The following is a 13,770-nucleotide window of genomic DNA, read 5'->3' on the forward strand; positions in this document are numbered from 1 at the left end:
GGGGTTGTCGAGACGGGCGGTGCTGACGGCAACGGTGAGTCCGCGCGCACGCAGATCATCGCGGTCGAGACCGAGCGGGATGACCCGGACAACCCGGATGTGACGATCACCACAACCAGGCTGACGACGCGCGCTCATGTCGAGCAGGAGAGCGCGCTGGTCGAGCTGGCGGGACAGGCTGGCCGTGATCGGCGCGGCACACTCAACCCGGCCCAGATCAAGCGCGGGATCGAGGCGAGCGGGCTGAGCTTCACCGGCGCACATGGCGCGGCGCAGCGCCGGATGATCGATCATCTCGGCATGGGCGGCCGGTTCGCGGTGGGGATCGGGGCAGCCGGGGCCGGCAAGACCACGCTGTTGAAGCCGCTTGTGGCCGCGTGGCGTGACCAGGGTGCGGACATTCACGGCATCAGCCTTGGCTGGCGCCAGGCGCGCGAGTTGCGCGAGGCCGGCCTGAACACCGAGGCCGAGGCCGGCGGGCGTGACACGATCGCGGCCGTGTCGGTGTTCATCAACCGGGTGGAGAGCGGCCGGCTGGACTTGTCCAATCGCAGCGTCGTGGTGATCGATGAGCTGGGCACGATCGGCACGCGCCAGATGCTCGATCTGTTGCGGCTCCAGGAGCGGCACGGGTTCCGCATGGTGGCGATCGGTGATCCGAAGCAATGCCAGTCGATCGAGGCGGGCCAGGTGATCGGCCTTCTCGAAAAAGGGCTGGTGGCCACAGCGAGGTGATCGCGCGGGCCGCCGCGCTCTGGGATGAGCGCCGGAAAGCGAACGCCGACCGGCCGCGCTTTACGCTTTCGATCAGCACACCGACCAATCAGGACGCACGCGCGATCGGCGAGGCGATCCGGCAACGGCTGCTGGCCTCTGGCGAGCTGGGGCAGACCCGTATGACGCTGGCGGCGATTGATAAGAACACCGGCGAGCACTACGCGATGCCGATCGCCACCGGCGAAAAAGTCCGGCTCTTCTCCCGGACCAACGCGGCGATGCTGGATGGCAGTAAGGGCGCGATCGGCGATAATGGCTCGATCCTCGAAATCACCAGCATCCGCGACGAGGGGCTGGTGCTGCGGAACGACCATGGCCGCGAGGGCTTTGTGAAATGGGACACGCTGGCCGACAAGGAAAGCGGCCGGATGCGGCTGGCCTACGGCTATGCCATGACCACCAACACCGCCCAGGGCATCACCACGACCGAGCATATCTTTGTAACACCGGGCGGCTCGCAGACCACGGACGGCTTCAAGACCTATGTCTCCGGGTCGCGGCACCGGGAGCGGGATTACTGGCTGACCTCGGAGGGGGCCGAGCGTCAGGAGATCGCGGGCCGCCGGCCGCTGGGCGATCCGCGCCCGATCCGCGAGCACGACATCTGGACGAACTGGACGCGGAACATCGCGCGCCAGCCTGAAAAGACCAATGCGCTCGATCTGGTGAAGATCGGCGAGGAGGCCCGCCGCAATGCGGCCCGCGCCTTTCTCAAAGGGTTGGCGGCCGACGAGAAACGCGAGGCCGCAGGCTTGCCCGCTGACCTGTCCCAGCGTTTTGCACGCACCCAGGCCCGTGCCGGCGCGCAAGGCCGCTTGGCCGAAACCATGGCACGGGGCGGTGAGGAGAAGCGGCAGGCGCTGGCCCGCATCGAGCGGGCGGCTCCGGCCGTGCGGGCAGCGGTGGCGGCGGGCTGGGAGCGGGCGCGGCCGTTGATCGAGGCCGCGCATCGGAGTGCTCGGGTCCGCCTACAGAGCGCGCTGGAGGGGCATCGGCGCCAGGCGCAGCGGCGAGCCGAGGAGCATCCCGTTGAACAAGCAAGCCGGAAGCGTGGGCGTAGCCGGTAACGGCGCGCAAATCGGGCTCGATACGTCCGCGCAGGGCAGAAATCCACCGTGCAGAACGGACTGACTGAAGGGCGGCTGTGCGCCCATCACGGTCATCCAGGCTTCCTGGGCCATGCCCTGTGAATAGGCTTCGAACCTGAACCCCGCCCAGCACGCCTACAACCTATTGAAAAATTGTCGAAATTGTCGTTCCGGCAGGGGTCCCGATCGGCGCCGATCAGGACCCCACTGGATGGGCGAAATTTCCCTTTACCTCAGTCACTTACGGTGCCTTTGCGCCGGGGTTCAACGTTGACGCCGATTCACAATGACCCGGGCAGCTGGTCCGGCCGACTTCAAGAAACCAAACATCGTTGGTGGGGCGGAGCAGCATGTCGAGACCATCGATCCATGTCATGGTCGCGTCCAGCATGGATCTGCCGCGCTATTGCGTCGAACCAATTCCTTGCGCCTCATCATCACGCTGCTGCATCATTCGCAAATGGTCGACACCGCATCGCACTGCGCCGGGACATGTTTCGAGGCGATGAAATGATCGCGCCGTCTCCCCATGGTATTTTATGGCGAGGGACCCCTCCCGATGTATTGGCTCGCCAGCAGTGAAGGCCGCAAAGCGGGGGCGATCGGGCTCGATTGCAATCACGCCCGCGCGGCATAGCATAACCCGCGCCCGATATCGCCGCGATTATTCCCCGCCAGGCAAAGCGTGGAGTAGTTCATGGGGGCGGACGATGATCACAAAAACGGAGCCTTCGGGATTTGCTGGGCCACCTCTCTGACACGATCGTGCATGCAGCCCGGATGCACGCGCTACTGGCCTATGGTCTCGCCTTCGTGCTGACCGCGGCGGAAGCGTTTCCCGTCATCGGCGCGCTGGTGCCTGGAACCGCCATTATTGTCGGATTGGGCGCTCTCGTGCCGACGGGCGCCCTGCATTTCTGGCCCCTGGTGGCCTGGTCGACGGGAGGAGCCATCCTGGGCGACGGGCTGCCCTTCTGGTTTGGCTCCCGGTTCCGGCACCAGGCGACAGGGCTCTGGCCACTGAGCCTGCATCCGGATCTGCTGCCGCGAGGCAAGGCATTCTTCGAGCGCCATGGCGGGTCCGCCGTTATCATCGCACGGTTCACGCCAGGCGTGCGGGCTGTTGTGCCCATTGTGGCCGGAGTCAGCGGGATGCGTTCGCTCCGCTTTTATGTGCTCGACGTCGTTTCAGCGGTCATCTGGGCGCCCGCGCATGTCGGCGCCGGGGTTCTCGTTGGCGCCTCGTTGGCCATTCTGGGCGTCATGGCAGGCAGGCTCGAGGCCCTGCTCATCGGCTCGATCGTCAGCCTCGTGCTCCTGCTCTGGCTGGTTCCACGGCTTCTCCGTTTTGTGATTAGCTGGTTGGAAAGCAAGCGCGGGCCAGCGCTAGCCTGGGCCCACGCCGGCAAAGGCAGGATTCGCAGTAACGTGGCTTCCATCCTCGATCCGGCACGGACGGAACTGTCCGGCCTGATCACCCTCGCCGGGGCTCTTGCGGGCAGCCTCTGGCTTTTGCTCGGCGTTCTGCAGGACCTGATCGCCGGAGATCCGCTGGTTTATGCCGATCACGCGATTCTGCATTTCCTTGAGCCCTATCGAAGCGGCATACCGATGGAAGCGGCGATGGCGTGCTCCCGGCTTGGCAGCGGTGCGGTCACGCTTGCTGTCGCAGCGGTCGCGCTCGTCTGGCTCGACCGGCAGAGTGCGTGGCGTGGTGCGGCCTATGGTATTGCCGCTGTGATCGGTGCCTCCCTGTTCACCGCGGGGCTCGATCTTGCCCTGCATCGCGCGCCACCGTCGCCGATTGCGCCCGGCTGGAGCCTTATTCCGTTTCCCGGCGGCGATCTTGCAACCTCATGCGCGGTTTATGGCATCCTGACCGTCATCGCCGGCCGACGGCTCGGCGCGCGCCCACGTATTGGGCTGATCACGGCAACGGTCCTTTTCGCTGCACTGCAGCTCGGCAGTCGGGTCTATCTCGGGCTGGACTGGTTTTCATCCGAACTGGCTGCGCTGGGCTTCGGGTTCGCGTGGGCGGCCGGTCTCGGCCTCGCCTATGTTGCGCGTCCGGTCGAACCGGTGGCACCCTGGCGCCTCGTCGCCATTACGGCGGCTACGCTCGCCATCGCCGGTACGCTGGCGGTCGCCCTCAACCGCAATGCCGATCTGGCGCGTCATGACGTGGGGCGCATGAGCACGACGATGACGTGCCCTGACTGGCTTCAACACGGTTGGCAAAACCTGCCAACACGCAGCCTCGGCATGCTCGGCAGTTTTTCCGGCTCACTGACGATCCAGTGGATTGGCCCGGCCGACGGGCTTCGGCACGCTCTCGCCCAGCTCGGCTGGCGCTCGCCCGCGCCCTGGACATTTCGCAATGCTCTTGAATTTCTAGCCCCGCACGCAAGCCCAGCCGAGATCCCGGCGCTGCCGCGCTGGGATGACGGCCGACGCGCAGACCTGATAATGGTTTTCGTCGGACACGGCCTTGCCGCCGATAAACGGCTGGTGCTGCGCCTCTGGAAGACGAGTGTATCTGTAACCATGCCGACAGGATCGGTACGGACGCTCAGGATCGGGGAGATCGAGATGCAGAGGCTGCGAAGGATGGTCTCAACCCTGACAATCCCTGTCTCGGAAGGTTCCGCTTCTACCGTCCTGCCTCGAATCGCGGCGGCATTGCCTGCCTCGCGGCTGGTGACGCGTGCCGCCGATGGCGCCACCGTCCTGCTCGCCGGTGATCGTGCCGTGGATACGGAGGGATGCCTGACACAGCACCGGGGGGACGGTGCGCAATGAGGGTTCTTATCGTCGAGGACGAGGCGAAGACCGCGGCTTATCTCCGAAAGGGTCTCGAAGAGAACGGCTTCACGGCGGATGTGGCTACTGATGGAGAGACGGGGCTCGAATTCGCCCGCCACGGCGGCTACGATGCCATTATTCTCGACATCATGCTGCCACGGCGCAACGGCTTCGAAATCCTCGACGAAATCCGGCGGCGAGACAGTCAGACCGCCGTGCTTCTACTCACGGCGCGGGACCAGGTGACAGATCGCGTCGCCGGGCTGGAGGCCGGGGCCGACGATTACCTCGTCAAGCCCTTCGCGTTTTCCGAGCTGCTTGCCCGTGTGCGCACCATTCTGCGGCGAGGGCACGCGCGGCAACCGGCGCTGATCCAGATCGCCGATCTCGAGATCGACCTCTCGGGACACCGGGCAACGCGAGCGGGTCAGGCGCTCGATCTGACGCCGAAGGAGTTCCGCCTGCTTTCGTTGTTGGCCCGCCGCGCGGGCGATGTCATCTCCCGAACGGTCATTGCCGAACAGGTCTGGGACATCAATTTCGATTCTGGCACGAACGTCGTCGACGTCCACATGTACCGCCTCCGCGCCAAGCTGGACGACCCGTTCTCCCGCCGCCTGATCCACACCGTTCGTGGCGTGGGTTACGTGCTCGAAGACCGTGGCGGCTGATCCTGAAGCGCCGAGCGCTGGCGGATCGATGTCCCTGCGGATGACCGCGTGGTATGCAGGGACGGCGTTCCTGCTCGTCCTGCTGGCCACTAGTCTCCTGACCTGGTCGTTTGGCGCGCGCATCGCCAGGCAGGAAGACCGCACGCTGCACGTGCTCGCACGGATCGCCCACCCGCTGGGCGGCGCTGCCGATCCGTCCGCATCGCAGGCCATTGCATCGGCGCTTGAGCGAGCGGGCAACACCCGCGAGATCCAGTTCCGCGTCATCGGCCCGCACGGTCGGATCACAATCCAGTCAAAGGGCAATCATCTGCCTCTGCCATCATCGGTCGGCTTGCCGAACGTCGCCACGCTTGATAGCGGCGGGATGGCGTTTCGTGTTCTCACCCAGCCCCTGCCGAACGGCTTCATGCTGCAGATCGCCATCGCCAGCCCCGGCTCGCAGGCCCTCCTGCTCCGTTACCGTGAAACCCTTACCCTGGTTCTTGCGGTGTCGATCATCCTCTGCGCCGTGCTCGGATATCTCATCGCCCGTTCGGGCATGCACCCGATCGAGCGCATTGCCGAAACGGCCGAAAACATCCGCCTTTCGACCCTGCATGAACGTCTCGACGTCGCAGGTCTTCCCGGCGAACTCGCCGCGCTCGCCAACACGTTCAACCTGATGCTGGACCGGCTTGAGCAATCCTTCCTCCAGCTCTCCCAATTCTCGGCTGACCTCGCGCACGAGCTGCGCACGCCGATCAGTAATCTGTGCGGCGAGCTGGAAGTTGCTTTATCGAGGCCCCGCTCTGACGATACTTATCGGGAAGTCCTCGGCTCCGCACTCGAGGAATGCACTCGCATCAGCCGGGTCATTCAGAGCCTCCTGTTCCTTGCCCGCGCCGAGATGGTCGGGGCTCCACCCGCCGTTGAAGCTCTTGATCTTGCCAGCGAGATCGCAACGGTTCTCGAATTCTACCAGCCGATGGCGGCGGAGGCGGGGCTGTCGCTGACCGCCCGCGTCCGCCCGGGACTACCGATCAGGTTCGACCGCATTCTCCTCCAGCAGGCGCTCGGCAATCTGGTGGCCAATGCAATCGCCCATACCGGCACCGGCGGGCAGATCACCATCGAAGTTGCGGAGGTGCTGGAACAGCTCTCCATCCGCATAAAGGATACCGGGCAGGGGATCGCACCCGAGCATCTGCCGCATGTGTTCGACCGGTTCTATCGCGCCGATCCCGCGCGTTCGCATGTCGGCGGCAATCTCGGGCTCGGCCTCGCCGTGGTTCGCGCGATCATGGACCTGCACGGGGGCCGGGTTTCCATTGAAAGCACGCAGGGTCAGGGCACCACCGTATCGCTACTGGTGGCAGCGACCGCGCGCTAATCCCGAAACGGTGAGCCCAAACTGACGAAATCGTCATTCTGGCGAGGCGGAAACGTCATTCTCGCCGGCTAAAGCGCGAACTCTTTTCCGCTTGAAGCCATGAAGAAAACGTCCCGACACCTCCGTTTCAGACCCAGCCGCGTCGGTGCTCTTGCGCTTGCGACACTGCTTGCCGGCTGTGCGCGGTATCAGCCGGCGCCGTTGCATCCCGGTACTTCGGCCACGGCACTGCTCGGCCGCCGTCTCGACGAGCCGGCGCTTGGCCAATTCCTCGCGGCTATGGGCGTGCATCCGCGCGGACACTGGGGATTGCGGGCTCTGACGCTCGTTGCTGTCTATGAGCGGCCAGATCTGCGGATCAGCGTCGCCGCCTATAACGCCGCGAAAGCGGCGGTGACGACGGCCCAGCAGATCCCGAACCCCACGCTTTCCCTCGCGCCCAGCTTCAACGCGACGCAAGCCTTCCCTTCGCCAATCAAGATCGGGCCGGTCATCAGTTTTCTCGTCTCCAATCTCGGTGCTCGCGAGGCTGGCATCGCCGCCGCGCGGGATCGCCAGCAAGCCGCGCGAATACTCATCGCTGCCGCGGCATGGCGGGAACGCAGCAACGTCCGCAACGCGCTGCTCACACTCTGGCTCGATGAACGGATCGCCAGGATCAAGGCGCGCGTCGCCAGCTATGCCGCGATAGCGTTCCGCCTCGTAGCACAGCGCGTGACCTCTGGGATGCTTGCTGATACCGTGCTCGCCAGCACAACCGAGGCGGCGAACAAGGCAAGCTTTGGCGCCGCTGAAGCGCGGGTCCAGATCGGAATGGACCGGGCCCACTTGGCCGCTGCGATCGGAATGCCGGCGGCGGCGCTTCGAGGTAAGCACCTTTCATTCACCGCCTTTGAGCATCCGTTGCCGCCGGCCAATCTCGCCGCTCTTACACGCACGGCGCTGGTAACCAGTCCACCAGTCGTCGCGGCCTACAAGAATTATCGCGCGGCCGACGCTTCTCTCCGCAAAGCGATCGACCAGCAGTTTCCAGGCTGTCGTATTGGCCCCGGGTATCACTACGATCAGGGCGCCAGCAAGTTCATACTCGCCCTCTCGCTGCCGCTGCCAATTCTCAACCAGAATCAGGGCCCGATCGCCGAGGCGCGTGCAAGGCGCCAGCTTGCGGCGGCCCTGTTCGATCGGGCGCAGGTGCGCGTTCTCCACGAGATCGACGCAGCCAAGGCCGCTCTGCAAGGCAGCGTGAGCGTTGCGCGCGCGGCACGGCTTCTCCTCGCAACCGCCCGCGAGCGCGAACGCCAGGCTATTGAAGCTTACCGCGCCGGTGCGACCGGCCAGCTGCGCATGGTCGAGGCCGAACAGCAGGCAACCCTGGTCCGCGAACAGGAGCTGACCACGGATGCTCAGCGATTACGCGCCCTCGCAGCCGTGGCCGACGCGCTCCATCACCCCATTTTCCGGGAGAGCCACTCATGAAGCGGCATCTGCAGGCCATCGCGGCAAGCCTATCACTTGTTTGCGCCGCAGCTATCGCGCATGCCGCGGCCCTGCGCAGCGTGACGATCAATGCGGCCACGATGAGCAGCGGCCTCATCAAGACGAGCGTCCTGCGCCTTGAGACTAAACATCCTGCCTCCGCGGCTTACGGCATGGTGATCGATCCTTCGCCGATTATCACCTTGCGGTACCGGATCGTATCGGCACGCGCAAAGCTGACGCTGGACGATGCAAATCTCGCCCGCGCCCAGAAACTTTATCGATCTGGAGGTAACGTGTCCAAGGCCAGCCTGCAGCAGATCCAGGCTAAAACCGCCATTGCGCAAGCGCGTGTCGAGGAATTGCTGGCCCAGGCGAAAATGCGCTATGGCGCCGCCCTCGGAGCGGCGATCGCCGATAATGGCCCCTCGTTCAGGACAATCAGCACTGGCGGTTCGCTTGTCTCGGTTGTGCAGGCAGTTGCCACACTTGTATCCCCGCCGGCCGCATCCGCCAGAGCGCCGGATGGGTCTCGCGTCACGCTGTGCCCTGTCGGTTCTGCCGGCCGGATCTCGAAAGGCTTGCTGGGACAGACCTTTTTCTACACCGGCCCCGCACTGCCCATCGGCGCACCGCTCACCGTTACGCTCCGCGCGCCCGGCGTTGTCACCGGCTACGCCGTGCCGGCGGCCGCGCTGATCTGGCACGACAATGGTCCCTTCGTCTTCGTCCGGATGGGCGTCAGCCGTTTCGCGATGTACCGTGTTACCAGATCGCACCCGCTGTACCATTCGGGCACCATCTCGGGCTTCTTCGTGCCCGGCACAGACCTGCCGGCCCACCCGGCGATCGTAACGGCGGGGGCCGGACTGCTGAACTCGGCGCTGGCCGGCGGCGACGCATCCGCTGCGAACGACGACTGAGATAATCTTATGCTGTCCCCTGTCGTCCGTGCCGCCCTGCGCTACCGCCTCGTCGTCGTGCTTCTGATCTCAGGCTTGGCAGCCCTCCAGCTCTCCCGACTGCCTACCGCCCGCTATGATGTCTTCCCGACCTTCACCGCCCCCACCGTCGTGATTCAGACAGCGGCGCCCGGCTTCAGCGCGCTGCAGACCGAGCAAGTGGTCACCGATCGCATCGAACGCACCCTTACCGGCCTGCCCGGCCTTGCGAAGATGCGCTCATCCTCGGAGTCGGGCCTGTCCGTCATCCATCTCGTCTTTCACGGCGGCACCGATCCGTATCAGGACAGGCAGCGCATCGCCGCGCGCCTGAGCGAGCTTGGCGGGGCTCTCCCGGCCGGGATCCTGCCCCGCCTCGCGCCGATGCAGTCCTCCACCGGCACTGCACTCGAAATCGGCCTCTATCCCAAGCGCGACATGTCGCTCGAACATCTGACCGCCATCGCCGAAACCGGACTGCGACCCGCCCTGCAGGCGGTGCCCGGCGTTGCGAATGTCGTTATCTTCGGCGCACGCCCGCCACAGCTGGATGTCGAGGTCCAGCCCCGATCTCTCATCGCCACGGGCTTCACCATGCAGGATGTGGCGCGTGCCGCCAGGCAAGGCAGCGCCGTGCTTGGCGCCGGCTTCATCGACAACGGCAACCAGCGGTTGGTGCTTGCCCCTCACGGCCAGGCACGCACTGCTGCCGCCCTCGCGAAGACCTGGCTCGGCACAAGCGATGGTGCGCCGATCAGCCTCGGCGATGTGGCAAGTGTTCGGTTGTCGGCACCGCCTAGGTACGGCGCGGCGCTGATCCACGGTCATCCTGGCCTGCTGATGATCGTCTCCTCGCTCTACGGCGCGAACACGCTTGCGGTGGCCGACCAGGCGGCCCGAACGGTCGCGCGGCTGACGCCGGGCCTTGAGGCGCAAGGGATCGAGATTGATCCCAAAGCCTTCACGCCGGCTACGTTCATTCATGTCGCACTGGCCGATCTCGGCCATGTGCTGCTGATCGGCGCAGCGCTCATGGCGGGCCTCAGTCATCTCTTTTGTGGCTATCCCGGTCTCGCTGCTTGCCGCCACTGCGATCATCACGGCCCTCGGGATCACGCTGAACACGATGGCGCTCGCGGGGCTTGCGATCGCACTCGGCGAACTCGTCGATGATGCGGTCGTCGATGTCGAAAACATCACCCGCCGCCTGCGCGAGAACCGTATCGCCGGCAGCCCGGAACCACCGCTCCGCGTCATCTTCAGGGCATCGCTGGAAGTGCGGAGTGCCATCATTTTCGCCAGTGCCGCCGTCGCCATCGCCTTCACCCCGGTGATCGCACTCGGCGGTGTCGCAGGCCGGCTCTTCGCCCCCCTCGGGATTGCCTACATCGCCGCGATCGGCGCGTCACTCGTCGTCGCGCTGGTCCTTACTCCGGCCCTCGCCGCGCTGCTCCTGGTTCGGCCCGCCGCGGCAGCGGACCACACGCCGCCGATCGCACTGCTGCGCCCGGCTTATCGCAGCGCGCTCGGCAGGCTGGAACATCACGGACGTGCCTTCATCGCCGGCGCGCTCGCCCTGATCCTGCTGGCCGGTATCAGTATCCCGCTGCTGCAAACTCGGTTCCTGCCGCGCTTTCGAGAAAACGACGTCATCGTCCATTATCTCGCCGCACCTGGCACGTCGATCGACGCGATGCTCGCCATTGGCAGGCTCGCGATCCACACGCTCGAGAACCTCCCCTCGGTCGGGGATGTCGTGATGCATATCGGCCGCGCTTCGATGAGCAACGGCCATGCTGGGGTGAACAAGGCCGAGATCGACATCACGCTCAGCAAAACCGGCAACCACCATGTCGAACGATCGACGCGGCAGATCCTGGCGTCGGTCGACCATATCGACGGTCTGTCCTGGTGGTCGCGCACATTCCTCAGCGAGCGTGTCGATGAAAGCCTTTCCGGCGTCACCGCCCCGGTGACCGTTTCGGTATTTGGCCCCTCCCTCGATGCGATCGACATCGCAGCGGCGCGGATCGTGGCGGCGGCACACGGGGTGCCTGGCGTGCGCGCAGCAAGCATGGCGGCTGTCCAGCAGGTGCCCGCCCTCACGATTGACCTGAACCGCGCAGCGATGCTGCGATACGGCATCACCCCTCGCGCGGCGCTCGAGGCGATGAAGATCGCTTATTCAGGCGGCACCGTCGGCCATGTTTATCGCGGTACTCTCGTTGAGCCGATCGTTGTCACGCTGCCCGCAGCACTCCGCCATCAACCGGCTGCGATCGGCGACCTCCCGGTCGCGGCGGAAGGCGGCATGATCGTGCCCCTCGACCGTATCGCAACAATTCGCCAGACGCTGGTTCCGGCGCAGATCCTGCACAACGACGGTCGACGCGTTCAGGTCGTCACTGTCCAGGTTGCGCATGGCCAGGCAGCCCCGGTGATCCGCGGCCTACGCCAGCGGCTTGCCAAGCTGCGGCTGGGCACGGATGTTTACGTCCGCTATGGCGGCACGGCCGTTGCCGGAGGCACTGCTCGGCGCGAGCTTGCCGTCCGCGCCGCCATCGCTCTTGCCGGCATTCTGATCCTGATGGCGCTCGCCCTGCGCGAGACACGAGCTGTCGTGCTCATCATGGTGATTCTTCCAGTCGCCTTCTCGGGCGGCATCGCGGCGATATGGACCTTCCTCGGCGGCCATCTCGAACTTGGCGCCATGGTCGGACTCGCGACGCTGTTCGGCCTCACGCTGCGCAACGGCTTGCTGCTCCTGATTCACATGCGCCGGCTCATGGAGGGCAGCGGCAAACCATGGTCAGCAGAGATAGCACGCCAAGCCGCGGCCGACCGGCTTCCGGCAATCCTGATCACCGCCTGTGTAACCGCCCTCGGCCTCCTCCCGCTCGCACTGGCTACCGGCTCCCCCGGCGACGCCATCGAGGGGCCAATGGCGATAGTCATCCTCGGCGGCCTCGCAACCGCAACGATCCTGACGCTGTTCGTCCTGCCGATCCTTGCGCCGCGCCTTCTGCGGATCGCCTTACCTAAAGCCGATAGCCTCGATTGAAGGAACATGCGGTGATCGCGATCCGGCGGTTTGATCTGTCAAACTGGGGCGCGAAGCGAGCGGGTGGTCCGCTTGTTGGAGCCGAGGGAGGCAATCATGGCGCACTACGCAGGACTGGACATTTCGGACAAAGACACCGCCATTCACGTTGTGGACGACAACGGGAAGCTGGTCTGGCGGGGCAAGAGGGCCAGCGAGCCGGAGGTGCTCGCCGCGGCCCTGCGCCGGCATGCGCCCGAACTCGTTCGGGTCGGGCTCGAGACCGGACAGTTGGCGCCGTGGCTCTACCATTCGCTCAAGGACCTCGGTTTTCCGGTGATCTGCCTCGATGCGCGCCATGCACGCGTGGCGACAGCGTTGCAGCGGAACAAGACTGACGCACACGACGCTGAAACTTTGGCGCAGTTGGTCCGGACTGGCTGGTATCGGGAGGCTCGTGTGAAAGGCTGGGCCGCACACGCCATGCGCCGTCTGGTCGGTGCCCGTTCGCAACTCGTCGGCATTTCCATCGATTTGTCGAACCAGATCCGCAGCACGCTGAAGACGTTTGGGCTGAGGGCGACAGGCGGGGCCGGACGCGTCTTCGAAGCGAAGGTGCGCATCGCGCTGGAGGGCCGGCCCGAGGTCGCCGGCGTGGTCGAGCCGTTGCTTGCGGCCTGGCGCGCCGTCCGCGATCAGATCGCCGTACTCGACCGCAAGCTGATGGCCGCGGTCAAGGCCGACCCGACATGTCGGCTGCTGATGACCTGTCCGGGTGTCGGCGTAGTGGTTGCCGCGAGCTTCAGCGCCACCGTCGAGGCCCCAGCGCATTTCCGGCACTCACGCTCGATCGGCGCCTATCTCGGACTTACGCCCCGACGCAACCAGTCCGGCGAAATCGACCACAGCGCCGGCGTGTCCAAGCGCGGGGACCGGTTGCTGCGGAGCTACCTGTTCGAGGCGGCGGCCTCGCTGCTGGTGCGGGTGCAAAGCTCATCAGCATTGAAAACATGGGGGCTGGCACTCGTGCAACGACTTGGTTTCAAGCGGGCAGCCGTTGCCGTCGCCCGTAAGATCGGCGTTGTGCTGCACGCCATGTGGAAGTCCAACCAGCCGTTCGAGGCTTGGTGTCGCGCGACGATCAACGTGAGAATCCGGCGTCAATCAGGATGAGAAGACGGCTGGGGAGGCACCGGCGAAGGGCGTAGCCCGGAGCCGGTGCCTCCCCAGCCGGGCGGCGTCCTTGCCAGGGCGCCGCCGTGGTCGCGGCCGGCCGGGTCGCGGAGGATGCCTCCTCGCAACGGGGAGACCTTCGTGCCCGGCCGCCACATCAACGACCACCAGAAGAGGCTTTTCATGAGATATCGACAGACAGACGGCGTTGCCCTGGCGGCCGCCAGGGCCGGCTTCAGCACGGCCGCGGGCTACCGGCTGGAGCAGAAGCGGCACCTGCCATCATCGGCGAAGCCGCCACGCGGCCGGCGCCGCCCGGATCCGCTGGCGGCGATCTTCGACGCTGAGGTGGTGCCGCTGCTGGAAGCCGCGCCCGGCCTCAGGGCCGTGGCGATCTTCGAGGAGATGTGCCGGCGGCATCCCGATCTCG

At 65.6% G+C, this 13,770-nt stretch carries 9 protein-coding genes and 2 pseudogenes; all 11 read left to right on the top strand.

Annotated elements, in window-relative coordinates:
• Positions 1-735: AAA family ATPase (locus B7Z76_RS14865; protein WP_291344947.1), on the top strand; the 735-nt coding region annotated here is incomplete at its 5' end.
• Positions 732-1,844 (top strand): hypothetical protein, encoded by a 1,113-nt coding sequence (locus B7Z76_RS14870; RefSeq protein WP_291344949.1) that lies wholly within the window; start codon positions 732-734, stop codon positions 1,842-1,844. The genes B7Z76_RS14865 and B7Z76_RS14870, both read left to right, overlap by 4 nt.
• A 307-nt stretch (positions 1,845-2,151) precedes the next feature.
• Positions 2,152-2,379: a hypothetical protein gene (locus B7Z76_RS14875; protein WP_291344950.1), complete on the top strand. Its 228-nt coding sequence runs from the start codon at positions 2,152-2,154 to the stop codon at positions 2,377-2,379.
• A 224-nt stretch (positions 2,380-2,603) separates the two neighbouring features.
• Positions 2,604-4,664, top strand: a complete 2,061-nt coding sequence (locus tag B7Z76_RS14880; RefSeq protein ID WP_291344952.1) for an LssY C-terminal domain-containing protein — start codon at positions 2,604-2,606, stop codon at positions 4,662-4,664.
• A complete protein-coding gene (locus tag B7Z76_RS14885) occupies positions 4,661-5,338 on the top strand; it encodes a heavy metal response regulator transcription factor (protein ID WP_291344954.1) in 678 nt (225 codons plus the stop codon). The genes B7Z76_RS14880 and B7Z76_RS14885 overlap by 4 nt, the downstream gene beginning before the upstream one ends.
• 28 nt (positions 5,339-5,366) lie before the next feature.
• Positions 5,367-6,710: a heavy metal sensor histidine kinase gene (locus B7Z76_RS14890; protein WP_291344956.1), complete on the top strand. Its 1,344-nt coding sequence runs from the start codon at positions 5,367-5,369 to the stop codon at positions 6,708-6,710.
• 99 nt (positions 6,711-6,809) lie between these two features.
• Positions 6,810-8,186, top strand: coding sequence for a TolC family protein (locus B7Z76_RS14895; protein WP_291344958.1), 1,377 nt, complete (start codon positions 6,810-6,812; stop codon positions 8,184-8,186).
• Complete coding sequence (locus B7Z76_RS14900) at positions 8,183-9,109, top strand: hypothetical protein (RefSeq protein WP_291344959.1); 927 nt, start codon at positions 8,183-8,185, stop codon at positions 9,107-9,109. Before B7Z76_RS14895 ends, B7Z76_RS14900 begins: the two co-directional genes overlap by 4 nt.
• A gap of 9 nt (positions 9,110-9,118) precedes the next feature.
• A pseudogene (locus B7Z76_RS14905) lies at positions 9,119-12,188 on the top strand (efflux RND transporter permease subunit).
• 96 nt (positions 12,189-12,284) lie between these two features.
• Positions 12,285-13,340, top strand: coding sequence for an IS110 family transposase (locus B7Z76_RS14910; RefSeq protein ID WP_291344961.1), 1,056 nt, complete (start codon positions 12,285-12,287; stop codon positions 13,338-13,340).
• 114 nt (positions 13,341-13,454) lie between these two features.
• Positions 13,455-13,770 (top strand): annotated as a pseudogene (locus B7Z76_RS14915) (IS21 family transposase); the annotation flags it as partial.

Source organism: Acidiphilium sp. 20-67-58, assembly GCF_002255515.1.
GTDB lineage: Bacteria > Pseudomonadota > Alphaproteobacteria > Acetobacterales > Acetobacteraceae > Acidiphilium.